Below are 25,127 nucleotides of genomic sequence, written 5' to 3' on the forward strand. Positions count from 1 at the left end.
AGGGGGCCGGGCCGGCCCAGCGCTTGAGCGAGTACGAGGTCCACGCCACGCACCCCGGGCGTGCATCCGGGAGCCGTTCTGTCTGAGATTGCCCCCGTTGGGAACGACCGCGGTACTGGCCCTGGTGCCGCGGGCTCAACCGCTGCTGACGCCGGCCGCCGAGGTGGACCCACGGGTGGTACGGCCCGGCGTGCCGGCGCACGCCGCCCTGCTCTACCTGTGGCTGCCCGCCGATCAGGTCGACGGCTCCGCACTGGAGCGGTTGCGGGCCGCACTGTCGGCCGGCCGGATCCGGATCCGGCTGACCGAGGTGGAGCGGCACGACGGTTTCGTGGCGGTCGCGGTGCCCGAACTGCGGGCCGCGGCCACGGCGGTGCGGGCCGCGTACCCCGCCCACGTGCCGTACGGCGGCCGCTTCGGCCCGAACCCGCCGGTGCATCTCACGGTGGCCCTGGACGCCGACGCGCCCACCGCGGCGGCCGTCGCCGAGCGCGTCACGGCCCTGCTGCCGATCAGCGCGGAGCTGGCGGCGCTGCACGTGGTCGCCCTGACGCCGGCCGGCCGGCGGGAAACGGCGGAGCTGCCGCTCGGCCCGTGAGGGACGAACTCCCTGTGACAGAACGAAGACCTGGCAGAGGACAGCCTGTGACTCGGTGCGAGATGCAAATATTTCAGACCGCACGCACAGCGCTGCTTCTGACGTCGGGCTCCGGGAAGGACACGAGGACGACCTCGAAGAACGCGACGCAGACCGGCGGCAAGGTCACGTTCTGCAAGACGGCGGACCTGGCCGTGGACGCCGTGGACGCCGCGCCCGACGCGAGCTCCGGCCGAATCAACATCACCATGTTCAACCGGGGTGCGGACACCTGCTCGGCGACGGGTTTCGCGGGCGTCGACATCAAGGACGCCGACCACACCTCCAACCCCATCGAGCGCGGCCCCGCCCAGCCGCGCGTCCCCGACCGACATCCTGGTGACGCCCCCGAACGAGACCCACACCGTCACCCTGCCGTGGCCCGCGGGCGCCGGCGACATCAAGGGCGCCTACACCGACGTTCAGGTCTACCCCACGCACACCACCAAGTGACACCCGCACCGCTGCCGCCTCAAGCCTGACGGCGCCCCCTCGGGGCCCGTTCAGGCACCGGCGCGCGGGACCGTCTCCTGCTTTCCGGCCGTGACGACGAAGAACATGATCAGCGCGCCCGTCACGAACACCACGGCCCCGGCCAGCAGGGCGTGGGTGAAGCCGTAGGTCATGGCCGCCTGGGCCTTCACGACCAGAGCGTCGTCGCCCCGGTCCACCGCGTCGGAGTACACCGTGCCGGCCTTCGGCAGGCGGGTGTCGGCAAAGGTGTGCGCCAGCATGGCGAGACTGGCGACACCGAAGGCACCGCCGACCTGCTGCGCGGTGTTGAGCAGGGCCGACGCGCTGCCCGAGTCGGCCTCGTCGACCCCGCGCACCGCACCGAGCGTCAGGGGGACGAAGGCCAGGCCCAGTCCGGCGGCGGTGATGAACATGGCCGGCATCAGGATGCCCGTGTAGGAGGAGTGGGGGGTCAGCCGGCTCAGCCAGACCAGCCCGCCGGCGGCGACGAGCAGGCCCGGCCCGGCGACGAGCCTGGGCGGCAGCTTGGCCACGAGCTTCGAGGCGACGGGCGCCATCACGCCGATGCCGACACTGAACGGCAGATAGGCCAGACCGGTCCTGACCGCCCCGTAGTCCAGCACGTTCTGCATGTAGAGCGTCAGGAAGTAGAAGGTCGAGAACATGCCCAAGCCGGTGAGGAACAGCGCCGTGTACGTACCGGCACGGCTGCGGTCCTTCAGGATGTGCAGCGGCAGCATGGGGTGTTCGATGCGGGCCTGCCGCTCCATGAACAGCACGAGCAGCACCGCGGCGAACGCGAAGCAGGTCGCCGTGAGGCCGTCGGTGAAGTGCGTCAGTCCGCCGCGGGTGCCCCCGTAGATCAGGCACAGCAGACTGGCGGTGCCCGCCGCCGCGCCCAGCAGGTCGAGCCTGCCCTGGTCGCGGTCGGCCTCCCGGAGGACCGATGTCCCGGCCAGGATCGCGATGCCGATGGGGATGTTCACCAGCAACACCCAGCGCCAGTCGAGGTATTCGGTGAGGAGCCCGCCGAGGATCAGGCCGAGGACGGAACCGACACCGGCCATGGCGGCGTACGTGCCCATGGCGCGGTTGCGCTGCTTGCCCTCAGGGAAGTTCGTCGCGATCAGCGCGAGCGCGGTGGGCGCCGCGACCGCCGCGCCGACGCCCTGGAGTATCCGGGCGCAGACGAGCAGCGCCTCGTTGGGGGCGAGGCCGCCGAGCACCGAGGCCAGCACGAAGGTCACGACACCGAGCCGGAACACCCGGCGACGGCCGAAGAGATCGCCGGCCCGGCCCCCGAGGAGCATGAGCCCGCCGAAGGTGACCGCGTACGCGTTGACCACCCAGGCCAGGTTGCTGTCGGAGATGTCCAGCGCGTCCTGGATGCTCGGCAGGGCGATGTTCACGATGGTGGCGTCGAGCACCACCATCAGCTCCGCCGCGGCGATGACGAGCAGCGCGAGACCCGGACGGCGGCTGAACCCGCTCGACGCCGCCGTCTTCGGGCTCGTACCGGTCTCTACTGCGGATGACATGGGACCTCCAGGTCGTGGCCCCCGCTACCGTGGGACTTCCTCGTCCTCAGGGCGACTTGGTCAGCAAGAGCCGGATTACTCAACTAGGGACAGACTGATGCGTGTTCGCATACTGAAGGGCATTGCAGTCACCGCCACCGGACTGCTCGCCGGCGCATTCGGATACGGCGCGGTCAATCTGGGACCGACCTTCTGGGAGGTGCCGGTGCACATGCGGCTGGCCTTCCATGCCGAACTGATGAAGATGAACTCCCCCGTGATGCTGTCGGCGATGGGGGTTGCCGCCCTGAGTTCGCTGGCGCTGACCCTGCAGACCAGCGGCCGCGAGCGGCTGCTCGCGGCCGGATCGACGGCGCTGATCGGGACGTCGTTCCTGGTGACCCGCTTCGGGAACGTGCCGATCAACGCGCGGATCAAGGAGTGGGCGGTGACCTCGCCGCCGGCCGACTACGCCGAGATCCTGCACCGCTGGGACCAGTTCAACTGGACCCGCACGTCCACCGCGGCCGCCGCCTTCGTCCTGCTCGTCGTCGTTCAGAGCGGGTCGAGCCGGCGGTCGACCCGGTCCGCCACGCCGTCCAGCTGACGGTCGAGGGCCTCCTCGGCGGCCGTCAGCGGCTCGTGCGGAATCCTTTCGGGATGCCGCGGTGCCGGTTCCTCGAACTCCGGGCCGGGAACGACGAACTGACTCCGTCCGTACGCGATGAACGAATCTGCGACGAAGCGCAGCAGGGACCTCAGGAACGAACGCATGGGACCATCGTGGCCGGTCGTGAAAAAGCAGGGATAAAGCCCGGGTACGGGCCCGCCCGGCATCATGACCCGCGGATGTCCGCCATCAGGCCGATGCCCGCATCGGCACGCGGAAGGCCGTGTCGTCGGCGAGTACGGCCTGGTGGGCCGCGCACAGTTCGAGCCCGGGTTCGATGCCGAGTTCCTCGATGAGATGCGCGCGGGTGCGGCGGTAGGCGGCGAGGGCGTCGCCACTGCGGCCGCTGCGGTGCAGCACCATCATGAGCCGGGCGCAGAACCCCTCGCTCAGCGGGTTCTCCGTGACCAGCCTGCTGAGTTCGCCGATGAGTTCGAGGTGGCGGCCGAGCCGCAGGTCCAGGTCGATGCGGCGCTTGAGGGCGCTCATCCACGCCTCGTCGTACTGCAGGGCGGTGCCGGAGAGCGCGGAGCTCTCCCTCAGGCCCTCCAGCGTCGGGCCCCGGCGGAGGTCGAGGGCCTGCCGGTACTGCTTCAGGGCGATCTCGTGGCGGCCCGCCGTGGCCGACTCCGCGGCCAGGGCACACAGCCGGTCGAAGCAGACGGTGTCGAGGATCCCCTCGTTGACCATCAGTTGGTAGCCCGGCGCCCGGGTGCGCAGGGTGCACCACCGGCCGTCGAGGTCGTAGCGGATCAGGAACTTGCGCAGCTGCGAGACGTACACCCGCAGCGCGGCGAGCGCGGTGGCCGGCGGCCGGTCGCCCCACAGTTCACGGATGAGGGACTCGTTGGACACGGTCGTGCTGGGCCGGATCAGCAGCGTGGCCAGGAGCTGGCGCAACTTGCGCTGGGGCAGCGGGACTTCGTAGGACCCGACGACGATCTCCAGCGGCCCCAGCAGACGGAGCGCGACCCCGCGGGGGCCGACCTCCTGCGGGCCGTACGCCGGCTGCTGCCGCGAGTCGGGCGTCTTCTCCAAAGTGACCGTCACCGCAGGACCTCCAGTCTGGGGTGGGCGCTGCGGAAGAAGGTCAGCGGCTGCTCCTCGCGCAGCAGGCCGAGGTCGACGACCTCGCCGACGACGATGAAGTGGTCCCCGCCCGGGAACATGGCGTGCGTCCGGCACTCCAGGAAGGCGAGCGCGTCGCCGAGCACCGGGGCGCCGGTGACACCGGGGCGGTGCGGCAGGTCGGCGAAGTCCGCGGTGTCGCGCCGGGCGAAGGCGCGGCACAGGCCGGCTTGGTCGGACGCCAGGATGTTGACGGCGAAGGCGCCCACGGCCCGGACGGCGGCCAGTGCCCGCGAGTCCTTGTGCACGCAGAAGAGCACCAGGGCCGGGTCGAGGGAGAGCGAGGTGAAGGAATTGACCGTGACCCCCACCGGTTCCTCTCCGTCCGCCCCCTGACAGGTAATGACTGCGACACCCGTCGGATAGCGGCCGCACACCTCGCGCAGCCTCCGCGCCTCCACGGGCGCCATGCCCCTTTCATCAGTACTGGAAACAGTCAAGCTGCCCACGTGACCCCCTAGATAATGCCGTACTCGCCTTTCATCAATGCGATGAAGAGCGTGGAGAACGAGCAGTACGGGATCCTGACCCTAACGAGGCCGTGTCAGGGACGCCTACGCCCCAAGGGACGAGCCAGGGCGTACTTTCGGCCAGAGCGCCCCTCCCCGAAGTACCGGCCCGGAGCAGATAAGCCCTGCTCAAGGCCCGGCCGGCAGACCGCTCCGAGCTGCGACGACGTCACAGACTGGGCAATCTGGGAGAGCCGCGCACGGGCGCTGGTCTCCAGCCACCGCGGGCGCCCCCGGCGGGCGGCGGGGCCGCCGCCGCGCTCGCCCGTCTTTTCCTGGAGCCGCTTTTCCCTGCCCTCATTCGCGCTTTATCGCATCGGGTGATCCTGTGTGGGCTGGCCACCGAGGACCGGACCCGGAACGGGAGGAAAACGCAATGCGCAGCACTCTCATCGTGGCTCGCATGAAGCCGTCCGCCGCGGCCGACGTGGAGCGCATATTCGCCGAATCGGATGCCGGCGAGCTTCCCCATTTGATCGGTGTGAAGGAACGCAGACTGTTCCGCTTTAACGATCTGTATCTGCACTACATGGCCTCCGACGACGATGTGCGCGGACCGATCTCCGAGATGCGGGGCCACGAACTCTTCGTCGATGTCAGCGAGCGGCTGAGCCCGCACATCGCGGCCTACGCCCCCGAGACCTGGCGGGGCCCTCAGGACGCCATGGCCCACGAGTTCTACACCTGGCGCGCGGCGGACTGAGGCGGCTCGCGCTCGCACGACCCGGCGACGAGCGTCGCCGGGTGGGGGGGGGACCGCACCGCCGGTGCGGGACGACGAAAGGAGGCTGGCGTGGCCAGCGAAGGAATGACCAGGATCGCGGCGAAGGACGTGGCGTCGAACCGGCGTCGGGGGGGCGATCTGCGCACGCTGCTCAGCCCGGCCAACGCCCAGGCCACCTCGGGCTTCATGGGGGTGCTCACCCTCCAGCCCGGCGAGGTCGTCACCGAGCACTACCACCCGTACTCCGAGGAGTTCCTGTACCTCGTCAGCGGCGAGCTGCTGGCGAAGGTCGACGGGGAGCCGGTCCCGCTCGCCGCGGGCGAGGCGCTCCACCTGAAGATCAACGTGCGGCACCGGCTGGAGAACCACGGCACGGAGCCCGCCTTCATGGTCTTCCAGCTGGGCCCACTGGCGCCCCGCCCCGAGCTGGGGCACGTCGACACCGAGCCGCTGCCGGGAGAGGAGGGGGCGTGACCCGCCGCAAGGCCGTCGTCACCGGTATCGGTGTGGTGGCGCCCGGCGGCGTGGGCACGAAGGCCTTCTGGCAGCTGCTGACCGACGGCCGTACGGCCACCCGGGCGATCTCCCACTTCGACGCCTCGGCCTACCGCTCCAGGATCGCGGCGGAGTGCGACTTCGACGCGACCGCCGCCGGGCTGACCGCCGAGGAGGTCCAGCGCATGGACCGCGCCGCGCAGTTCGCCGTGGTCGCCGCGCGGGAGGCCCTGGCGGACAGCGCCGCGCCGGCCGACGGGGTCGAACCGCACCGCATCGGTGTCTCGATCGGCAGCGCGGTGGGCAACACCATCACGCTGGAGCAGCAGTACGTCCGGGTCAGCGACCGGGGCAGCAACTGGGTCGTCGACCCGTCGAACCCGTACGAGCACCTCTACGGAGCCCTGGTGCCCGGCTCGCTCGCCACCGAGGTGGCGTGGACGGCCGGTGCCCAGGGTCCGGTCCGGGTGGTGTCGACGGGCTGCACCTCGGGCCTCGACTCGGTGGCGCAGGGTGCCCAGTTCGTCGAGGACGGGCAGGCCGACATGGTGCTGGCCGGTGCCACCGACGCCCCCATCTCACCGATCACCGTGGCCTGCTTCGACGCGATCCGGGCGACCTCGCCCAACAACGAGGACCCCGAGCACGCCTCGCGGCCCTTCGACCGCGACCGGGACGGCTTCGTGCTCGGCGAGGGCGCGGCCGTCCTGGTCCTGGAGGACGAGGAGTCCGCGCGCCGCCGCGGTGCCCGGGTGTACTGCGAGGTCGCGGGATACGCCCAGCGCAGCAACGCGTTCCACATGACCGGGCTGCGCCCTGACGGCAAGGAGCTGGCGGAGGCGGTGCGGGTGGCGCTGGACCGCGCCCGTGTGCCGGCCGACGCGGTGGACTACGTCAACGCCCACGGCTCCGGCACCCGGCAGAACGACAAGCACGAGACGGCCGCGGTGCGGGTGTCGCTCGGCGAGCACGCCCACCGCGTACCGATGAGCTCCATCAAATCGATGGTGGGGCACTCCCTGGGGGCGATCGGGGCGCTGGAGGTCGCCGCCTGCGCCCTCGCCATCGAGCACGACGTCATTCCGCCCACCGCCAACCTCCACCATGTGGATCCGGAACTCGGCCTGGACTACGTCCCGTTGACCGCGCGCGAGCAGCGGACCGACGCCGTCCTCAGCGTGGGCAGCGGTTTCGGCGGGTTCCAGACGGCGATGGTGCTCACCGCGCCGAGGAAGGGGGCACGCCATGTCTGACCGGGCGACGGCTCCGCGCCGCGTGGTGGTCACCGGCATCTCGGCCGTGGCGCCGAACGGTGTGGGGGTCAAGGATTTCTGGGAGGCCGTGCTGGAGGGCCGCGGCGGACTGGGTCCGGTGACGCAGTTCGAGGCGGACGGCTTCCCCGTGGCGACGGTCGGCGAGGTCTTCGGGGACGGCACCCTGCCCGGTGTCGACCCCCGGCTGGCGGTGCAGACCGACCGCTGGAGCCAGTTCGCGCTGATGGCGGCCGACGAGGCGCTGGCCGATGCCGGTGTGCGGCCGCAGGAGTTCTCCCCGTACGACCTCGGGGTGATCACGGCGTCCTCCTCCGGCGGCAACGCCTTCGGCCAGCGCGAGATCGCGGCCCTGTGGTCGAAGGGGCCCCGGCACGTGGGCCCGTACCAGTCGATCGCCTGGTTCTACGCGGCCACGACCGGCCAGCTCTCCATCCGGCACGGCATGAAGGGCCCCTGCGGTGTCGTCGTGGCCGAGCAGGCCGGCGGTCTCGACGCGATCGCGCAGGCCAGGCGCGCTCTGGTGCAGGGGGACGCCCGGCTGGTGCTGACCGGCGGCACGGAGGCGCCGCTGAGTCCGTACGCGCTGACCTGCCAGATCACCTCCGGGCGGCTGAGCGCGAGCGCGGACCCGGAGCGCGCCTACCGGCCGTTCGACGCGGCGGCCCAGGGCCACGTGCCGGGCGAGGGCGGCGCGATCCTCGTGCTGGAGGACGAGGAGAGCGCGCGGGCGCGCGGTGTCGACACGCCGTACGGCGAGATCGCCGGCCACGCGGCGACCTTCGATCCGGCTCCCGGCACGCCGGGGGCCGGGGCGTCCGGCGCGCTGCGCCGGGCCGTCGTGTCGGCCTTGGCCGACGCCGGGATCGGGCCCGAGAAGGTCGACGTCGTCTTCGCCGACGCGGCCGGCACTCCCGACCTCGACCGCGCCGAGGCGGACTGCCTGGCCGAGGTGTTCGGTCCGCGCGGAGTGCCCGTGACGGCGCCCAAGGCACGGTACGGGCGGCTGTACGCGGGCGGCGCGCCGCTCGATGTCACCGCCGCGCTGCTCGCCCTGCGCGAGCAGGTGATCCCGCCGACCGGCCCCGGCGCCGTCGCGGACGCCGCGTACCACATCGACCTCGTGGCGCGGGCCCGTACGGCGCGGCTGCGCACGGCCCTGGTCATCGCCCGCGGCCACAGCGGCTTCAACTCCGCCCTCGTCGTGCGGGCCCTCACCCCGTGACGGCGCCACCGACGCCACCGACGAACACGGACATCCCGAGCTGGAAAGGACCACGCATCATGACGGCAGCACCCCTCGCGTACGACGAATTCCTGCCCATCGTCGAGCAGTGCACCGGTGTCCCTCTGGAGACGCTCCGGACGGACGACCCGACGCTGACCATCGACGACCTGGGGATCGACTCACTGGGTCTGATCAACGTCCTGACGGAGGTGGAGAATCGCTACGGCATCCGGCTGGACGCCGAGGGCCTCACCCGGCTCCCGGAGGTTCTCGCCCTGATCAACGAGCAACTGCGGCCGGCGCCCGCGCGCACCGAGAACAGCATCGTCGTCGACGCGCCGTTCGACCTGCTCTGGGACATCACCAACGATGTCGCGAACTGGCCGGACCTGTTCAGCGAGTACGCCGCCGCGGAGATCCTGGACCGGCAGGGCGACACGGTGCGCTTCCGCCTCACCCTGCACCCGGACCCCGACGGGAAGGTCTGGAGCTGGGTCTCCGAGCGGGTCATGGACCGCGAGAACCGGACCGTCAGCGCCCACCGGGTGGAGACGGGCCCCTTCGTCTTCATGAACATCCATTGGACGTACGCGCAGACCGACGCGGGCGTGGAGATGCGCTGGGCGCAGGAGTTCCGGATGAAGCCCGGCGCCCCGCTGGACGACGCGGGGATGACCGCACGGATCAACAAGAACTCCCCGGTGCAGCTGGCGCTCATCAAGGAGCGGGTGGAGGCGGCGGCCCGCACCGTGGCGGGGGTGGCCCGATGACGACGCTCGACTTCGGCCTCAAGGGCCGGCACGCCCTGGTCACGGGCGGCGCCCGCGGCATCGGGCGGGCCACCGTGCTCGCCCTGGCCGCGCAAGGCGCCTCCGTGACGGCCTGTTACGTCAACGAGAGCGAGCAGGTCGAGTCGCTGCGCCGGGAGCTGGCGGACCTGGGGGCCCACGGCACCCTCGTGCGCTGCGACATCTCCGACCACGCGCAGGCCGCCCGGCTGTCGGCCGAGGCGCACGAGCGGTACGGGACGGTCGACGCCGTCGTGAACAACGCGGGCGTCATCAGCCATCTCCCGCTGACGGACCTGGCGCCCGACGAATGGCACCGTGTCCTCGACACCAACCTGTCGGGCATGTACCACGTGATCCGCGGGGCGCTGCCGTTCCTCGCCGACACCGCCTCGATCGTCAACATCAGCTCCGCCGTGGCGCATCACGGGATGCCGGGCGCCGCCCACTACGTGGCGTCCAAGGCCGGGGTGATGGGGCTGACCAGGGCTCTGGCCAAGGAGCTCGGCCCGCGCGGCGTACGCGTCAACTGCATCGCCTCCGGGCTGGTCGAGACGGACCAGATGAAGGCCGTCAGCGCCGAGGGGAAGGCCGCGTACGAGCAGCGGATCTCGCTGCGCCGGCTCGGTGGTCCGGCGGAGATCGCCGACGCGGTGCTCTTCCTCGCTTCGGACGCCGCCCGTTACGTCACCGGCGCCACGCTCGACGTCGACGGCGGCATCTGAGACCGAGGGAGGGGGCACCTCGTGCTCCGCACCGTGTTGGAGATGGTCGTCCGGGAGGGCCGCGAGGACGAGTTCCGCGCCGCCTGGCTGGAGACCGCGCGGGTCGCCGCCGAACTGCCCGGCTGCGTCGGCCAGTCGTTGCTGCGGGACCCGCGTGATCCCCGTACCTGTCTGGTCATGGCCGACTGGGCCGACCGGAGCGCCCTGGACGCCTTCCAGAACAGCCCCGAGAGGGAGCGGCTCAGCGCCCGGCTGGAGCCGTTCCGTGAATCCGCCCGCAAGCACGTGCTCGACGTCGTCGAGCACGTGCCGGGCCCCACATCGATGAGAGGTGGTCCGTCGTGACCGTACGCATCATGGTCTCCGCGCGCGTCGAGGAGAAGGACCAGGAGGCCTTCGAGGAGGCCTACCGGCAGGTCACCGCCGTGGTCAAGGGCACCCCCGGCCATCTGCGCGACGAGCTGCTGCGCGACGCCGAGCAGCCCGGCCGGTACATCCTGCTCGCCGAGTGGGAGAGCGAGAAGGCCTTCCGCGCCTGGGAGGACGCGCCGTCCCACCGGGAGATGGCGGCGCCGATGTACCCGTACTGGATCGGCGGTGACATCGAGCGGCGCATCTTCGACCTGCGCGCCCGCCTCGACAGCGTGCCGTCGCAGGTCTGAGCGGACCGCGAGCCATGGCGACCATCCGCAAAGCCCTGGTGATCGGGGCCGGCATCGGCGGGCTGACGACGGCGGCGGGCCTGCTGCGGCAGGGCATCGACTGCGAGGTCTTCGAGGCGCGTCCCACTCCTGGGCGGCTGCTGACCGGTGGCGGGTTCATGCTCTGGCACAACGCCTTCCTGGCGCTGCGCAGGATCGGGCTCGACGAGGCCGTCGCCGCCGACGCGGTGCGCATGCGGTTCCACGAGTTCCGCTCCGACTCCGGACGGCGCCTGGCGCGGTGGCGGCTGGACGGCCCGACGGAGCGGGCCGGGGCGCCGGCCTGCGCGCTGCGCCGCTCCGTGCTGCACACGGTGCTCACCGACGCGGTCGGTGAGCACCGGATCCACCTCGGCCACCGGTTCACCGGCAGCACCGAGGACGCGGACGGTGTCACCGCGCACTTCGAGGACGGCTCCACGGCCCACGGTGACGTGCTGATCGGTGCGGACGGGCTGCGCTCCACCGTCCGCGCGACGATGCGCAACGGGTTCGAGCCGCCGCCCCGGTACGCGGGCTACACGGCCTGGCAGGCCATCACGCGGCTGCCGGGCGAGTCACAGGTGCCCACCGGCACGTTCTTCAACCTGTGGGGCAAGGGCGGCCTGCGCTTCCTGTACTGCCGGCTGAACGAGAACGAGGTCTACTGGGACGCCATCACCAGTGACCGCGCGTACGCCGGGATCGACACCCTGCGCCTGTCGCGGGGGGCGGCGCTGGCCGCGGCGTACCGCCACTGGCCGGACCCGGTCGCCGCGATCATCTCCTCGACGGACGAGGAGGCGATCCTGCCGGTGCCCATCCACGACCGGCCGCCGGCCGGCGGGTGGAGCAAGGGCCGGGTCGTGGTGACCGGCGACGCCGCCCATCCGATGACCCTCAACCTCAGCCAGGGCGCGGGCCAGGCCATCGAGAGCGGTGTGGTGCTCGCCGACCTGCTGGGGCGCTGCGCGCCGGACGCCGTGCCCGCCACCCTGCGGGCGTTCGAGTCCGCCCGGCGGGCGCGGGCCGCGGACATGGTGACGACCTCGTGGCGGATCGGCACGCTGGGCCTCGCGCACAACGGTCCGCTGTGCCGGCTGCGCGACGTCATGATGTACGCGTTCTTCGACTCGGTCGCGCGCGGCCAGAGTTACTCGCTGATGCTGGACGACCGGCTGGAGCGGGCCCCGCTGCGCACGGCCGAGCCGCTCGGCCACGGGGCGGGGTGAGCCGGGCCGTGCTGATCGCCCTGCTGACCGTCGTGTTCGTACTGTGCACGGGGGTGCTGGCCGGCGCCCTGATAGCGGTGGAGCGGGCCGTCGTGCCCATGCTGCTGCGGCTGCCGCGCCAAACCTGGTCCGACGTGCACCGGCTGCTGGACCCTGGGTTCGACCCGCTGATGCCGACCGTCAACAAGGTGGCCCTGGCCGCCGGTCTCGGGCTGGCCGTGTTCGCCCCCGGGGCCGGCGCGAAGGCCTGTTTCGCGGTGGCGCTGGCTTCGGTGGTGGGCGTGGCCCTGGTGTCGGAGCTGCGCAACGTGCGGATGAACCGGGTGATCGACGGCTGGGCGGCGGCCGGTGAGGTCCCCGACAACTGGGGCCTGCTGCGCACTCGTTGGGCGCGCGCCAATCTGCTGCGGACCGTCTTCGCGGGTGCAGCGTTCTGTGTCGCGCTCGGCGGCTGCTGGCTGATGTGGGCCTGAGCGGGCCCCGGCGCCCGTCCCTTCGTCAACTCAGGAACTCAGGAACAGAGGAGGAGATCCGGTGAATCCGGCACATGAGGAGCGCGACGCGCTCGGATCCGCCCGCGAACCGGCGGAGTTCGCGGGCCGCGTCGCCCTGGTCACGGGTGCCGCGCGGGGCATCGGCGCGGCCACCGCCCGCATTCTGGCGGCGCGGGGGGCCCGCGTCGCGGTGAACTACCACAAGAGCGCGGAGCGCGCCGAGGAGGTGGTGGCGGCGATCCGGCAGCAGGGCGGCGAGGCCGTCGCCGTCCAGGGCGATGTCACCGACGCCGACGGGACGGCCGCCCTCGTCGCGGCCGTCGAGGCCGGGCTGGGCCCGACCGACGTCCTGGTGCTCAACGCCGCGGGCCTGGGCGCCCACGAGGCCCGCATCGCCCCCGCGACGGAGCTGGCCTGGGAGGACCTGGAGCACGTGGTGAGCCAGCAACTCAAGGCGCTGTTCCTGACCGCGCAGGCCGTGCTGCCCGGCATGATGGCCCGGGGCTGCGGCTCGGTGGTGGCGGTCGGGGCGGCGCTCGCCCGCCGGCCCGCGCCGCGCTTCCTCCCGCTGACCGTGGCCAAGGCGGGCGTGGAGGCCGCCGTGCGCACGCTCGCGCTGGAGGCGGGCCCGCACGGGGTGCGGGTCAACGCGGTGGAGCCGAACCTCATCCTCACCGAACTCGCCCGTTTCATACCCGAGGAGGCCCGCCAGGCCGCCGCCGAGCGGGCCGCGCTGCGGCGCAACGGGACCCCCGAGGACATCGCGGAGATCATCGCGTTTCTCGCCTCGGACCGTGCGTCGTATCTCACCGGGAGCTGCCTGGTCGCCGACGGCGGCACGGCGCTCGCCTGACCGTCCCGGCTCCCCGGTTTGCCCTGTCTTTATCTCCCCCTTTGCGGCCGCTGGTTGTCTGTCACCCGGCCGACGTCCGTCTCCGGACGACCCGAGCGAAAGGAACGCACCATGGCGAAGACCGAACGGAAAGTGGTCGACCGGGACGATGTCGAGCCCGTCTGCTGGTTCGGCGAGGAGGGTCGCTTCCTGCTCCGCAAGGAGGACACCGGCGGCCTGTACAGCTTCTACCAGATCACGACGCAGCCGGGCAGCGGTCCGCCGCTGCACACCCACGAGACCGCCGACGAGGCCTTCTTCGTCAACAAGGGCACGTACGAGTTCGAGGTCGGCGGAGTCACCGAGACCATCACCGAAGGCACCGTGATCTACGGGCCGCGCGGCGTACCGCACCGTTTTCTCAACGTCGGTGACGGGCCGGGCCAGTTGCTGGTCATCGCGACGCCCGGCGGCGTGGAGAACTTCTTCATCGGGCTGTCCGAGCTGGTCTCCGGCGGCATGCCGGACTGGGAGAAGATGCAGCAGCTCGCCAAGGACAACGAGATGCGCGGCTTCATGCCGCAGCCGGGCGCGCACGGCGACGTGGCGGGCCCTCCCGCCGGGCTGCACGGCCGCCCGGGTGCTCCCGCCAGGGCGCAGGGCTGAGGAGGACACCATGCCCGCTCAGCCCGCCGGCCACCGTACCGGCCTGCGGCTCGCCGCGCCGCGCGACCGCCATGACGTGATCATCCTGGGTTCCGGCATCGCCGGGTCGACCCTCGGCGCCATCCTCGCCAAGCAGGGGGTGTCCGTCCTCCTCCTGGACGGCGGCACCCATCCCCGCTTCGCGGTGGGCGAGTCCACGACGCTCTACACCCTGAAGGCGTTCCGCCTGCTCGCCCGCCGCTACGGCATTCCCGAGCTGGAGTCGCTGACCTCCTCAGACGGCATCCGCGACGACATCGCACCGACGTCCGGCACGAAGCGGCACTTCGGCTTCATCCGGCACGAGGAGGGCAAGGAGCCCGACCCGGCGGAGTTCCTTCAGTTCAGCCCGCCGTCGAAGGCGCTCCAGACCGGTCATCTGTTCCGCCAGGACACCGACGCGTACCTCTTCCACGCGGCCGTCCGCTACGGCTGCGACGTCCGGCAGGCCTTCCACGTCGAGGACATCGAGCTGGCCGAGGACCACGTGGCCGTGGTCGGCAAGGGCGGTGAACGCCACGAGGGCCGCTATCTGGTGGACGCCAGCGGGTTCCGGTCCCCGATCGCCAAGAAGCTGGAGCTGCGCAAGGGGCCGGAGGCCCTCAAGCACCATTCCCGCTCCATGTTCACGCACATGCTGGGCGTGCGTCCGACCGACGAGTGCCTGCGCGTGGGGCCCGAGGACGCGCCGCCGATCCCCTGGGTCGAGGGCACCATGCACCACCTCTTCGACCGCGGCTGGTTCTGGTCCATCCCCTTCAACAACTACCCGGGCTCCAAGAACCCCCTGGTCAGTGTCGGGCTCACGCTCGACGAGCGGATGTACCCGAAGAACCGCGACATCACGCCGGAGGAGGAGTTCCGCGCGTTCGCGGCGCGCTTCCCCGCGGTGGAGCGGCTGTTCGCGGACGCGCGGACCGTCCGGCCGTGGGTGTCGGCCGACCGGATCCAGTACACGTCGACGCAGACGGTGGGCCACCGCTGGTGCCTGATGTCGCACGCGGCCGGCTTCATCGACCCGCTGTACTCGCGCGGCCTCACCAACACCGGTGAGGTGGTCAACTCCCTGGCGTGGCGGCTGCTCGACGCGCTCGCCGAGGACGATTTCGACGAGGAGCGCTTCCGGTACATCGACGAGCTCCAGCAGGGGCTGATCCGGTACAACGACGAACTCGTCAACTGTTCGTTCATCTCGTTCCAGGACCACACGCTGTGGAACGCCGTGTACCGCATCTGGTGCGCGGCCGAGGTGCCGATCAACCTGCGCTTCGACCGGTTCACCGAGCGCTTCCTCGGGTCGGGTGACGACGGTGTGCTCCGCGCGATGGAGGAGGCGGCGTACCCGGGCCTGCCGGTGCCCGGATCCCACGGCTACAAAGCCCTGTTCGACGACATGGTGCGGATCTGCGAGGCGGTCGACCGCGGCGAGCGCACCGCTGCCGACGCGGGCGCCGAGCTGATGAAGACGGTGGCCGGCTCGCCGGTCGTGCTGGACCATCTCGGTCTGCGCGACGCGGACTGCCGCTTCGTCTATCCGCTCGCCGACGACCTGCGGCGGATGGCGGCCTGGCTGCGTCACGAGGGCCCGGATGAACTGCGCTACCTGACCACCGGCGTCGACGTGCACGGCGTGCCGGTGCCGGCCGAGCCGGATGTGGAGATGGCGCTGCCGCACTGACACGGAAGCGACGCGACGCGAAAGGAGCGGGCGGCCCCCACGCAGATGTGGGGGCCGCCCGCTCCTTTCGCGTCGTCGCCGTGCCGTGGCCTCAGGACGGGCGGGGCACGGCACGGAAGACGGGGCAGCGGGGCGCGGCCGCCTCGAAGTGCTCCGGGGACGCCGACTCGACCAGCCCGTTGCGCAGGAACGCGTCGACGCCGCGCGGGACCTGGCCGGGGAACTCCCGCAGGACGCGGCCCCGTTCCTCGACGGGCAGCTCGACGAGGTCCACCTGCTGGGCCCTGCGGCCGCGGGTCAGCACCCCGTGCCCCGCGGCGCGGGCGTTCTTGACCCAGTCGGAGCCCGGGTACGCCTGGAGGATGTAGCGGGTCCCGTCGACGACCACCGGGGCGACCGGATTGGTGCGGGGCCGGCCGCTGCTGCGACCGGGGACGGTCAGCAGATGCATCGGCCCGAAGGGCACTCCGAGCCGATGGGAGAGGACGACGACGTTGTTGCGGATCCTGTGCTTGGGGGAGAGCGGGCGGCGCGTGCTCATACGGGTCACCTTTCGTGAACGCGTCGTGTGATGGCGCGGACCACCGACCGCGGCATGGCCCGCATGAGGGGCAGCCGGATGCGGTAGGCGAGGCCCGGCACCGTGGACGGCTCGCCGGCCGCCACCGCGTCCAGACCGGCCCGGGCCACCTGCTGGGCCGTCAGCCACTTGATCTTGGGCAGTGCGTCGTCCGACACCCCGGCCGCGGCGTGGAAACCGGAGCGGGTCAGGCCCGTGTGCACCGTGGTCACCTGTACGCCGTGCCGGGCCACCTCCATGGCCAGGCTCTCGCCCAGCGACGACAGGAAGGCCTTGGAGGCAGCGTACGTGGCGGAGCGCGGCTTGGGCAGGACGGCGACGAGCGAGGAGACGTTCACGATGCCGCCGTGGTGGCGGGCGATCATTCCCGGCAGGCAGGCGCGGGACAGTCTCAGCGGGACGATCGCGTTGAGCACCGCCGTGTGCAGCTCGCGCTCGGCGGGCAGCTCCGCGAAGTAACCGGAGCCGCTCGACCCGGCGTTGTTCACCAGCAGCTCCAGCGGCCGCTCCGGATCGGTGAGCCGCCGCTCGGCGACCGCGAGCTGGCCGTCGTCGGTGAGGTCGAGCGCGAGCACCTCCACCGTCACACCGTGCGCGGTCTCCAGCTCCGTCGCGAGCCGCTTCAGCAGCTCGGCCCGCCTCGCGACGAGGACGAGGTCGACGCCCTCCTGGGCCAGGAGCCTGGCGAAGCCCTCGCCGATCCCGCTCGACGCCCCGGTCACCATGGCCGACGCGTACGGAAATCGCCGCATGACATTCCTCAAATCTCTTCGGGAATTGATTCGATACGTGCCGTCACATTAGTCGCAGGAACCCGGAACGGGCCAGTGAAAGTAATAGGCGGGGCACCCTCCTACAGAGCAGGTTTATTTCGGCTTAAGCGAGGGTTCATCGGTCGGTGATGAAATGCTGAAGCACGATTGGCTGGGCTTCTCATGTCCGCCGTCCGCACCCCGTCCCCGTCGAAATGGCTGGTGTCGTTTCCATGAGTTCGTCCTCGCTGAAGCGGGAATCACCGTCCCAGGCACCCCCCGCACCCGGCGCCGGTCCGGCCGACCGACTGCACTCGCTCACCGGCCTGCGCTGGATCGCGGCCCTCGGCGTCTTCCTCTCGCACGTCGGCACGCTGCTGCCGCTGCCCGACGCGAAGCCGTTGCTGAGCCTGGGCTCCTCGGGTGTGACGTTCTTCTTCGTCCTGTCCGGCTTCGTCCTCACCTGGACCTACCTGGCCGGCGACCGGGTGGGGCCGTTCTACGGCCGCCGGTTCGCCCGCGTCTGGCCGATGCTGCTGGTGGCCGTGCTGATCCCGCTGTTCCTCCAGCTCCCCGACGCGCAGCCGGGCCAGGGCACGTCCCTGAAGCTGATGGCGCTCTCCGCGATCCTGATGTACCAGGCGTGGGTGCCGGGCTACATCCTGGGCAGCACGAACCCGGTCACCTGGTCGCTGGCCTGCGAGGCGTTCTTCTACGCGATCTTCCCGTTCGTCGCGCGGATCATGGCGCGCCGGTCGCTGCGCTGGCTGGGCTTCGCGGCCGTGACGCTGGTCCTGGTGGGCTGGGGCATCAAGGTGTGGCTCTGGGAGGCCTATCCCCCGAAGCTGCCCCCGTCCTTCGACGGCGTGGACGGCATGATCTTCGGCATGTACTCGCCGATCGCGCGGGTCTGGGAGTTCCTGCTCGGCGTGGTCGCGGCGACCGCCGTGCGCAAGGGCTGGCGCCTGCCGCTCAGCGCCGCGTCGGCCACCACCCTGCTCGCCGCCGGCTTCCTCGTCCTGTGGGTGCTGCGGTTCGAGACCTGGCGCCTGGTCAGCATCTACGACGCCCTGCCCCAGGTCACCGCCCCGCTGTACGCGCTCGTCGTGGTGGCCGTGGCCCAGCGGGACCTCTCGGGACGGACCTCGTGGCTCCAGGCGAAACCGATGGTGGCGCTCGGCGAATGGTCGTACGCCTTCTACCTTCTGCACTTCACCGTGCTCTTCGAGATTTCCTCTGCGCTATTCGACCGGAAGGGCATCATGAAATATTACATGCGCCCCGCCGAGGCGAGCTGGACGAATGCGGGGTGGGCCGTGCTCGCCCTTGCGATCAGCATTCTGGCCTGCGCGTTGATGTACCAGTTCTTCGAGCGTCCCGTCGAGCGGTGGATTCGGTCCAGAATCGGCAGACGCAACGTACGCATTCCGTCCCAGGCCCCCGCACAGATGAATGAGGTCCGACAGCCATGACGACATCAGAGACCGTCACGGACGCTCCCCTCCCCCGGGCGTCCCGCCACAGCGCGGAGCGCCCGCTGGAGGACCCTTACGACGTCATGTTCACCGGCTGGTCCTTCTTCCGCAGCAAGCTCCTGACCGCGGCGATGGACCTCCAGGTCTTCTCCATTCTGGGCGAGGACGCGCTCGGCGCCGCGGAGCTGGCCGGCCGCACGGGTCTGCACCCGCGCGGCGCCCGGGACTTCCTCGATGCGCTGGCCGCCGTCGGGCTGCTCGTCCGCGAGGACGGCCGGTACCGCAACAGCCCCGGCACGCTGCGCCATCTGCTGCCGGACCGCGAGGAGTTCGTGGGCGGCTTCCTGCGCATGACCACCGAACTCATTGGCCGCGACGAGGAGTCCTTCACCGGGATGCTGAGAAGCGGTGTGGCCCGCAACCAGCGGGCCGGCGGCGAGGTCCCGTTCACGAAGATCTTCCACGACCCGGACCGGCTGCGGCAGTTCCTCTCCGCCATGGACAGCTTCAGCGGAGCCGTCGGGAAGGCGCTCGCTCGGGTCTTCGACTGGTCAGGCGTCGCGACGTTCAGCGATGTCGGCGGGGCCCGCGGCAATCTGGCGGCGCACCTGGCCGCCGCCCATCCGGGGCTGACCGGCACCGTGCTGGACCGGCCGTCCATGGCGGAGCACTTCGACCGCCTCGTGGCCGAGCGCGGTGTGGCCGCAAGACTGCGCTACGTCGGCGCCGACTTCTTCCAGGTCGCGTTCCCCCGCGCGGATGTCGTGATCCTCGGCAGCGTCCTGCACGACTGGCCCGCGGAGCAGCGGGCGGCCCTGCTGCGCAAGGCGTACGAAGCCGTCCACGACGGTGGCCGGCTGATCGTGTACGACACAATGCTCGACGACGAACGGCGAGAGCCCGAGGGCCTGATGCTCAGCCTCATCATGATGCTCCAGTCTGCGCAGGCGAGCGGCTTCTCACCGGCCGAGTGCGGTACGTGGATGGAGGCCGCGGGCTTCACGGTCGAGCGCACCGTACGGCTGCCCGCCCTGACCACGGCCGTGATCGGCCGGAAGAACTGATCACGCGGTGATCACCCGCTCCGGGACCGGTGTCCGGTGCCGGAGCGGGAGCCCCGCACGTGGTGGGGTACCGTCCCCAGAGCCAAGTTCCCCGGTGCCTCATGCGCGGCATATCGTCCGGATACATGCGGCATCCGCCAACGCGGCCAAGCTATTCTGACCGGCCATCGCGCAAGTCATGATCTCGGGGGAGACACAAGTCCAGTGACGGCGAACATCAGCGTCCTACTGATTGATCCACACCCCATCTCGCTGGCGGGGGAACGCATGATTCTCGACGCCTGCCCCGATCTGAGGGTAGTCGGCACCGCCCATGACTGTGCGACCGCGGCCGCGCTCTACAAAAAGCTGCGTCCCGAAGTGGTCGTGGTCAACATGCACCGGGAGGCGGAAGGGGCCCTGAACATCGTGCAGTCACTGTTCAAGACCCGCTTGCCGGCCTCCGCGGCCAACGCGCTCGTACTGATCGACGACGTGAACGCCGCGGCGAGCCACGCCCTGCAAGCGGGGGCGAAGGGCGTGCTGTCCACCGGCAGCAGCGCCGAGGAACTCGTCGCGGCCGTCCGCATCATGGCCACGGGACGGTCTTTGCTCATCCCCCGGGCCAGGGAGGAATCGAGGGACTCACCGCTGGGGACGCTGACGGAGCGGGAGGTGGAGGTCTTCCACCTCCTGACCCGGGGCTTCAGCAACGCGGAGATCTCGGCGGAGCTCACGCTGAGCCAGAGCACCGTGAAGTCCCACATCCAGCGGCTGATGGAGAAGCTCCGCCTGCGCAACCGCGTGCACGCCGTGATCTTCGCCTACGAGAACAACATCATCCACTCGCGCGTGTAGCGAACGGCGCGGGACCCGGGGTCTCCCCCGCCGGCGAGCGCAGTTGGGCGAGGACCCGCGACACGTCGAAGACGTTCCGGTCCTCCACCACCCGCCCGTCCTCCACCCGCCACAGCTGGATCCCCTCGGAGGAGATCACGCGTCCAGTAGGCGCGAGACCGGCGAACTCCCCCGCGTGCGTCCCCCGTGTCGTGTACCAGCTCGCCACCCACGGGCCCTCGGCGATCTGGAGCCCCACCTCGACGGTGAGCCCGGAGAACGCGGCCCGCCGCAGGCGCACGCTCTCCTTGGGGCCCGCGGGGCCGACGGTCCGGCCGCCCAGCCGGAACTCCGGGGCGAAGATCTGATCGGCGACGTCGAGCAGGCCGCCGCTCCAGCCTTCGTCGAACCAGCGGCGGGCGAGGGCCTTGTTGGCGTCCTGCACGCTCGGCCGCCCGCCCTGATCGAGGTCCGTCACCGGGTTCCCTTCGCCTGGAGCGGGGCCCGCGCGGCGCTCGCCGCACGTAGCGCGTCGAGGCTCTCCCGGCCGGCGGTGCTCAGCGCCTGGACCGGCGACTGCGCGGCCCACCGGAGGAAGTCCTCGATCTGGTCGCGGTCCGGGTGGATGAACCGCTGGTCGACGTCCTTCCAGCCGAACCCGGGGTGCACCGCGTCGGACTTCTCGATGAGACCCAGCACGATGTCCGCCGCCTCGTCCCCGTCGATCTCCTCGGCCTCGTACCGTGCGCAGGCCTGCGCCGTACCGTCGAGGAGCGCCTTGAAGCCGTCGCTGTCGGGCCACCACAGACCGGTGTGGGGAACCTTCTCCAGGGCGTCGAAGACCCTCGCGTCGCGGTCGGTACGGAACTTGCGCAGCGCGTTGTTGATGCGGAGGGTGCCAGGGGTGTTGCCGCTGCCCCAGACACGGAACACCGCGTCCCAGAGCCGGAAGTGCGAGAAGGCGATGAACGAGCAGTTGACGAGGGTGTCGTTGTAGTCGAGCAGGCCCTGTTCGAGCTCTTCGACGTGGCGGAAGCGCTCCTCGGAGAAATCGTCGTCCGCGAGCGCGGCGAGGAGCCGCGGGGCGAGGGCGTGGATGATCTCGAACGTGTTGGACATGCCGCGCGAGTACAGCGGGTCCAGGAAGCCGGCGGCGTGCGACATCAGGCACCAGCGCGCGCCCACGGTCTTGTTCGAGGAGTACTGCAGGCGGCCTGTGGACACCCACTCGCGCACCTTCCTCGCTCCGTCGAACTGCCGCTCCACGGCGGGGAACCGGCTCAGCAGCTGTGCGAACTCCTCCTCCGGACTGATGTCCTGCGGCTTGGGGTACAGGCGCGGGTCGAGCGTGACGCCGACGCTGCAGATCGGGTTGCGGGAGAGTTCGTGGTTGTCGAACGGGATGATCCAGAACCAGCCCCTGTCGAAGAGGTGGTGCATGGTGCCGTTGTGCCAGGGCACCGGCGGCCGGCTCTTCTCGGGCACGTCCAGCACGTCGTCGAACGGCTTGACCCCGATCATGTGCGTGAACAGGGACCGGGAGTGGTGGTCGAACCTGGCCGGCTGCTCGCGCAGGCCGAGCTGATCGGCCAGCGGAGAGCGGAAGCCGCTCGCGTCCACCAGATAGCGGGCCCGGACCTCGTGCCCGTCGGTGCCGGTCACCGTGACCCCGTCGTCCGTGAAGTCGATCTTCTCGGCCCGCCACTGCTGGCGCGTGTCACAGCCGTGCCGGACGGCCACGCGCAGCAGGTAGGCGTCGCTGTCCTGGCGGAAGAGGTGGCTCGCGGAGGTCAGCGCGTCGGGGATGACGAACTGGTGCGCCTCCCGCGGGTCGGGTTCCTGGCCCGGCCGGTGCAGCATGAATCCGAAGTGCTGCTTGCGGCCGAAGGTGTTGCTCACCTTCTCGTTGATGGTCGTCACGTCGGTGAGGGCCTCGAACTCGGGCACGTCGTAGCGTTCGGCGAGCACCTGGAGCCAGGCGACGAGCTGAGGAATCATGGACTCCCCCACCGCGAAGCGGGGGTGGGTGCCCGCGTCCGCGATGAGCACCTTGGCCCCGCTGCGAGCCAGTACCGCGCCGAGGGTGGATCCGGCGATTCCCGATCCCAGGATCACCACGTCGTGGCTGTGCCTGTCTGTGGACACTGTCGGTTCCCTTCGCACTCGTCCGTCGTGGCGCCGCACTGCCGTCGGCGCCCGCCTGACCACCCTTGCGGACGCCGATGAAGCGGTGAGAAAGCGAGCGCAAGGCACCGTCAGCCGCGGCTCCGCGGTTCGGTCGGCGGGGCGAGGGCCGCGGTGGAGTGTTCCGCCGCCCTCTCCTCGTGCTCCGCCGCGTCGTCGGCGGCGGGGTGGGTCCTTGGGCCGGGTACTCGTCCGGGGGTGGTCAGGAGTACCCGGCCCAAGGAGCGCGGGAACCACCAGTTGGCCCGCCCGAGGAGGGTGACCAGCGCCGGGGTGAGGAGACCCCGGACCACGGTGGCGTCGATGACGATGCCCGCCGCCAGAGCGGTGGCGAACACCTTCACGTCGGTGATCGGAATGCTGGCCAGCGCGATGAAGGCCAGGAAAAGGATGAGCGCCGCGGACGTGACGAGCCGGCCGGTGCGGCTGATGCCGGTCACGACGGACGGGACCACGGTGTCGTGCTCGCCCTTCGCGGACAGCTTCAGGTGCGTCTCGCGGATGCGGTGGAGGATGAACACCTCGTAGTCCATGGACAGCCCGAAGAGGAAGGCGAAGACCGCCATGGGGATCCAGATGGTCACCGCCCCGATCGCGGGGGTGTCGAACAGGGCCTCGCTTCCGTAGCCCTTCTGCCAGACGAGGACGACCACGCCGTAGGCCGCGCAGGTGGACAGCGCGTTGAGGATCAGGGCCTTGATGGGCAGGAGGACCGAGCGCAGGGTACGGGCGAGCACCACGAAGGTGAGCAGGGCGACGAGGATCAGGATGACCCCCAGGGACCCGTAGACGGCGTCGATGAAGTCCACGTCCGTGGCGGGGCCGCCGCCCACGAGGGCGCCGGAGTTCTGCTGGGCGAGGTCCATGGCCTCGGTGACCGTGTCCCGTCCGGCGCTGCTGGACGGATCGGCCTGGGTCCACACGTCGACGATGCGCTGTCCGCCGCCCGCCCACTCCGTGGGGGCGGCGGAGCCGGCCACGCCGTCGAGGCCGGCGAGCTTGTCGTGCAGGGCGTCGGCGCCGCCCTGGTCCACGACGACTTCGAGGGGGCGGGCGATGCCCTCGCCGAAGCCCGCGTCGACGATCCGCTGGAACGCGGCGGCGGGTTTGCCGCCCTGAGCCAGCGTCACGGTGGCCGGCTGCCCCAGGCGCAGGGCGAGGACCGGGGCGGCGAGGGCCAGCAGCACCGCTCCGCTGAGCACGGCGCACAGGGCGGGCCGGCTGGTGGTGAGTCCGGCGATCCGGCTCCACAGCTTGCTGTCCGGGCGGTGTGCCCGCCGTGGCCGGTCGAGCTTGTCGCCCCAGGCGTACAGCATGACGGGCAGCAGGGTGACCGCGGTCGCGACGCTCACCAGCGGGATCAGCAGGCCCGCGTATCCGACGCTGCGCAGGAACGGGACGGGCAGGACCACGAGCGCGGCGAGGGAGATCGCCACCGTGGCACCGCTGAGCACGACCGCACGACCGGCGCTGTCGACGGCCCGGACGACCGCCTCGCGGCGCGCCGCGGGGTCGGCGCCGTCGGTTCCGGGCTTGTGCCGCTCCTCGCGCCAGCGGGTGACGATGAGGAGCGCGTAGTCGATCGCGATGCCCAGGCCGATGAGCGCCACCAGGTACTGCACGATGAAGGAGACGTCGGTGATGCCGGTGATGCCGCGCACCAGCAGGAACGTGGTGGGGATGGCGACCGCGGCCATCAGCAGGGGCACCACCGCCAGACCGCTGGCGAAGACCAGGCCCAGGACGATCAGGGCGCCGAGGGCGCCGATCAGCGTCTCCCAGATCGGGCTGCGCGCGGCTCCGCTGTCCCGGCCGGAAAGGACGGGCTGGCCGGTCAGTTCGACCGGGGCGCCGGCGATCTTCGCCTGCCCGACGGCCGCCTGGACGCCGGGGAGGGACTCGGCGTACGGCGCGTTGGACCGGTTGGCCGGCGGGTAGACCAGCGCGACCGTGGTGCGCTTGTCCTTGGAGACCAGTGATCCCTCGCCGGGGTCCGCGGAGGAGACGCTGCGGCCGCCCTTGGGGGTGACCTTGGCGATCAGGTCGCCCCACTGCTGACGCACGTCGTCGTCCTCGACGCTCGTACCGCGGGGCACGGTCACCACGAGCAGGAGGGGTGCGTTCTTGCCGCCGGTCTGCGAGAAGCGTTGGGCCAGCGCGTCGTTCGCAGCCTGTGACGACTTGTCAGGGAGCCGCGACTCGTACGAGAACTTGTCGATCGTGCTGCCGGCGAGAGCACCTCCGGCCAGGGTGAGCACCACCCAGACCAGGACGACGGGCAGCCGATGGGAGAGCACCCATCGAGTCATGCGCTCCAAGGTAACCCCTCCTATAGGGACGCTACTGTGTAGCCACACTACGTATGCCGGAGGACAAGTTAGCCGCCGTGATCGACGCGACGCAACTGCAAACCGCCCGCGCGCAACGGCAGTTGAAGGGGAGCCGCACACTCCGGAAACGACGAAGAGC

27 protein-coding genes and 2 pseudogenes are annotated in these 25,127 nt (G+C 71.0%); 20 read left to right on the plus strand and 9 right to left on the minus strand.

Features of this window, described 5'->3' with window-relative positions; genetic code table 11:
• The first annotated feature begins 97 nt into the window (after positions 1 to 97).
• Both ACZ45E_RS02960 and ACZ45E_RS02965 read left to right on the plus strand, forming a co-directional pair.
• The gene (locus ACZ45E_RS02960) at positions 98 to 598 is read left to right on the plus strand and encodes a 2'-5' RNA ligase family protein (protein ID WP_468215665.1); all 501 of its coding nucleotides are present in this window, start codon (positions 98 to 100) and stop codon (positions 596 to 598) included.
• 203 nt (positions 599 to 801) lie between these two features.
• Positions 802 to 879: pseudogene (locus ACZ45E_RS02965) on the plus strand (DUF4232 domain-containing protein); the annotation flags it as partial.
• Positions 880 to 1,140: 261 nt separating this feature from the next.
• Here the strand turns inward: ACZ45E_RS02965 and ACZ45E_RS02970 are convergent.
• On the minus strand, positions 1,141 to 2,649 hold the full coding sequence (locus ACZ45E_RS02970) for an MFS transporter (RefSeq protein ID WP_468215666.1): 1,509 nt from the start codon (positions 2,647 to 2,649) through the stop codon (positions 1,141 to 1,143).
• A gap of 97 nt (positions 2,650 to 2,746) precedes the next feature.
• Here ACZ45E_RS02970 and ACZ45E_RS02975 point away from each other — a divergent pair, with 97 nt between their 5' ends.
• Positions 2,747 to 3,235, plus strand: coding sequence for an anthrone oxygenase family protein (locus ACZ45E_RS02975; protein ID WP_468215669.1), 489 nt, complete (start codon positions 2,747 to 2,749; stop codon positions 3,233 to 3,235).
• On the opposite strand, the gene ACZ45E_RS02980 is transcribed toward ACZ45E_RS02975, so the two are convergent.
• From ACZ45E_RS02980 to ACZ45E_RS02990, 3 genes are all read right to left on the minus strand, one after another.
• Positions 3,184 to 3,402, minus strand: coding sequence for a DUF6059 family protein (locus ACZ45E_RS02980; protein ID WP_468215671.1), 219 nt, complete (start codon positions 3,400 to 3,402; stop codon positions 3,184 to 3,186). The two genes, ACZ45E_RS02975 and ACZ45E_RS02980, sit on opposite strands and share 52 nt — an antisense overlap.
• 85 nt (positions 3,403 to 3,487) lie before the next feature.
• A complete protein-coding gene (locus ACZ45E_RS02985) occupies positions 3,488 to 4,348 on the minus strand; it encodes an AfsR/SARP family transcriptional regulator (RefSeq protein ID WP_468215673.1) in 861 nt (286 codons plus the stop codon).
• Positions 4,345 to 4,836 (minus strand): flavin reductase family protein, encoded by a 492-nt coding sequence (locus tag ACZ45E_RS02990; protein WP_468215675.1) that lies wholly within the window; start codon positions 4,834 to 4,836, stop codon positions 4,345 to 4,347. Before ACZ45E_RS02990 ends, ACZ45E_RS02985 begins: the two co-directional genes overlap by 4 nt.
• A gap of 475 nt (positions 4,837 to 5,311) precedes the next feature.
• On the opposite strand from ACZ45E_RS02990, the gene ACZ45E_RS02995 reads away from it, so the two are divergent.
• The 14 genes and pseudogenes from ACZ45E_RS02995 to ACZ45E_RS03060 all read left to right on the plus strand — a co-directional run bounded on the left by ACZ45E_RS02995 (position 5,312) and on the right by ACZ45E_RS03060 (position 15,787).
• Positions 5,312 to 5,638 (plus strand): TcmI family type II polyketide cyclase, encoded by a 327-nt coding sequence (locus ACZ45E_RS02995; RefSeq protein ID WP_468215677.1) that lies wholly within the window; start codon positions 5,312 to 5,314, stop codon positions 5,636 to 5,638.
• A gap of 105 nt (positions 5,639 to 5,743) precedes the next feature.
• Positions 5,744 to 6,133 (plus strand): cupin domain-containing protein, encoded by a 390-nt coding sequence (locus ACZ45E_RS03000; protein ID WP_468216049.1) that lies wholly within the window; start codon positions 5,744 to 5,746, stop codon positions 6,131 to 6,133.
• Positions 6,130 to 7,407 carry a beta-ketoacyl-[acyl-carrier-protein] synthase family protein gene (locus ACZ45E_RS03005; RefSeq protein WP_468215678.1) on the plus strand — a complete coding sequence of 426 codons (1,278 nt, stop codon included), beginning with the start codon at positions 6,130 to 6,132 and terminating at the stop codon, positions 7,405 to 7,407. The genes ACZ45E_RS03000 and ACZ45E_RS03005 overlap by 4 nt, the downstream gene beginning before the upstream one ends.
• Positions 7,400 to 8,650, plus strand: a complete 1,251-nt coding sequence (locus tag ACZ45E_RS03010; protein WP_468215681.1) for a ketosynthase chain-length factor — start codon at positions 7,400 to 7,402, stop codon at positions 8,648 to 8,650. Before ACZ45E_RS03005 ends, ACZ45E_RS03010 begins: the two co-directional genes overlap by 8 nt.
• Before the next feature lie 59 nt (positions 8,651 to 8,709).
• Positions 8,710 to 8,919, plus strand: a pseudogene (locus ACZ45E_RS03015) (acyl carrier protein); the annotation flags it as partial.
• A 24-nt stretch (positions 8,920 to 8,943) separates the two neighbouring features.
• Positions 8,944 to 9,423, plus strand: coding sequence for an SRPBCC family protein (locus ACZ45E_RS03020; protein ID WP_468216051.1), 480 nt, complete (start codon positions 8,944 to 8,946; stop codon positions 9,421 to 9,423).
• Positions 9,420 to 10,166, plus strand: a complete 747-nt coding sequence (locus ACZ45E_RS03025) for an SDR family oxidoreductase (RefSeq protein WP_468215683.1) — start codon at positions 9,420 to 9,422, stop codon at positions 10,164 to 10,166. The genes ACZ45E_RS03020 and ACZ45E_RS03025 overlap by 4 nt, the downstream gene beginning before the upstream one ends.
• 21 nt (positions 10,167 to 10,187) lie before the next feature.
• On the plus strand, positions 10,188 to 10,511 hold the full coding sequence (locus ACZ45E_RS03030) for a putative quinol monooxygenase (protein WP_468215684.1): 324 nt from the start codon (positions 10,188 to 10,190) through the stop codon (positions 10,509 to 10,511).
• Positions 10,508 to 10,828 carry an antibiotic biosynthesis monooxygenase family protein gene (locus tag ACZ45E_RS03035; protein ID WP_468215687.1) on the plus strand — a complete coding sequence of 107 codons (321 nt, stop codon included), beginning with the start codon at positions 10,508 to 10,510 and terminating at the stop codon, positions 10,826 to 10,828. Before ACZ45E_RS03030 ends, ACZ45E_RS03035 begins: the two co-directional genes overlap by 4 nt.
• A 14-nt stretch (positions 10,829 to 10,842) precedes the next feature.
• Complete coding sequence (locus ACZ45E_RS03040; protein WP_468215689.1) at positions 10,843 to 12,078, plus strand: FAD-dependent monooxygenase; 1,236 nt, start codon at positions 10,843 to 10,845, stop codon at positions 12,076 to 12,078.
• A gap of 8 nt (positions 12,079 to 12,086) precedes the next feature.
• Positions 12,087 to 12,551, plus strand: a complete 465-nt coding sequence (locus ACZ45E_RS03045; protein ID WP_468215692.1) for an anthrone oxygenase family protein — start codon at positions 12,087 to 12,089, stop codon at positions 12,549 to 12,551.
• A 61-nt stretch (positions 12,552 to 12,612) separates the two neighbouring features.
• Positions 12,613 to 13,425, plus strand: coding sequence for an SDR family NAD(P)-dependent oxidoreductase (locus ACZ45E_RS03050; protein ID WP_468215693.1), 813 nt, complete (start codon positions 12,613 to 12,615; stop codon positions 13,423 to 13,425).
• Positions 13,426 to 13,536: 111 nt separating this feature from the next.
• Positions 13,537 to 14,070, plus strand: a complete 534-nt coding sequence (locus tag ACZ45E_RS03055) for a cupin domain-containing protein (RefSeq protein ID WP_468215695.1) — start codon at positions 13,537 to 13,539, stop codon at positions 14,068 to 14,070.
• 10 nt (positions 14,071 to 14,080) lie between these two features.
• Positions 14,081 to 15,787 carry an NAD(P)/FAD-dependent oxidoreductase gene (locus tag ACZ45E_RS03060; protein ID WP_468215698.1) on the plus strand — a complete coding sequence of 569 codons (1,707 nt, stop codon included), beginning with the start codon at positions 14,081 to 14,083 and terminating at the stop codon, positions 15,785 to 15,787.
• A gap of 91 nt (positions 15,788 to 15,878) precedes the next feature.
• Here the strand turns inward: ACZ45E_RS03060 and ACZ45E_RS03065 are convergent, their stop codons facing one another.
• Together ACZ45E_RS03065 and ACZ45E_RS03070 are read right to left on the minus strand one after the other, a co-directional pair.
• On the minus strand, positions 15,879 to 16,328 hold the full coding sequence (locus ACZ45E_RS03065; RefSeq protein WP_468215700.1) for a nitroreductase/quinone reductase family protein: 450 nt from the start codon (positions 16,326 to 16,328) through the stop codon (positions 15,879 to 15,881).
• A 5-nt stretch (positions 16,329 to 16,333) separates the two neighbouring features.
• Positions 16,334 to 17,119 (minus strand): SDR family NAD(P)-dependent oxidoreductase, encoded by a 786-nt coding sequence (locus ACZ45E_RS03070; RefSeq protein WP_468215702.1) that lies wholly within the window; start codon positions 17,117 to 17,119, stop codon positions 16,334 to 16,336.
• Positions 17,120 to 17,352: 233 nt separating this feature from the next.
• Between ACZ45E_RS03070 and ACZ45E_RS03075 the strand changes: the two genes are divergently transcribed.
• The 3 genes from ACZ45E_RS03075 to ACZ45E_RS03085 all read left to right on the plus strand — a co-directional run bounded on the left by ACZ45E_RS03075 (position 17,353) and on the right by ACZ45E_RS03085 (position 20,495).
• A complete protein-coding gene (locus tag ACZ45E_RS03075; protein ID WP_468215704.1) occupies positions 17,353 to 18,591 on the plus strand; it encodes an acyltransferase family protein in 1,239 nt (412 codons plus the stop codon).
• Complete coding sequence (locus tag ACZ45E_RS03080; protein WP_468215706.1) at positions 18,588 to 19,658, plus strand: methyltransferase; 1,071 nt, start codon at positions 18,588 to 18,590, stop codon at positions 19,656 to 19,658. Before ACZ45E_RS03075 ends, ACZ45E_RS03080 begins: the two co-directional genes overlap by 4 nt.
• A 267-nt stretch (positions 19,659 to 19,925) precedes the next feature.
• Positions 19,926 to 20,495, plus strand: coding sequence for a LuxR C-terminal-related transcriptional regulator (locus ACZ45E_RS03085; protein ID WP_468215708.1), 570 nt, complete (start codon positions 19,926 to 19,928; stop codon positions 20,493 to 20,495).
• On the opposite strand, the gene ACZ45E_RS03090 is transcribed toward ACZ45E_RS03085, so the two are convergent.
• From ACZ45E_RS03090 to ACZ45E_RS03100, 3 genes are all read right to left on the minus strand, one after another.
• The gene (locus tag ACZ45E_RS03090) at positions 20,476 to 20,952 is read right to left on the minus strand and encodes an ester cyclase (RefSeq protein WP_468215710.1); all 477 of its coding nucleotides are present in this window, start codon (positions 20,950 to 20,952) and stop codon (positions 20,476 to 20,478) included. The two genes, ACZ45E_RS03085 and ACZ45E_RS03090, sit on opposite strands and share 20 nt — an antisense overlap.
• Complete coding sequence (locus ACZ45E_RS03095; RefSeq protein WP_468215711.1) at positions 20,949 to 22,619, minus strand: NAD(P)/FAD-dependent oxidoreductase; 1,671 nt, start codon at positions 22,617 to 22,619, stop codon at positions 20,949 to 20,951. The genes ACZ45E_RS03090 and ACZ45E_RS03095 overlap by 4 nt, the downstream gene beginning before the upstream one ends.
• A gap of 110 nt (positions 22,620 to 22,729) precedes the next feature.
• The gene (locus ACZ45E_RS03100; RefSeq protein ID WP_468215713.1) at positions 22,730 to 24,967 is read right to left on the minus strand and encodes an MMPL family transporter; all 2,238 of its coding nucleotides are present in this window, start codon (positions 24,965 to 24,967) and stop codon (positions 22,730 to 22,732) included.
• Positions 24,968 to 25,127: the final 160 nt, after the last annotated feature.

The sequence above is a fragment of the Streptomyces sp. NPDC030991 genome, assembly GCF_055571235.1.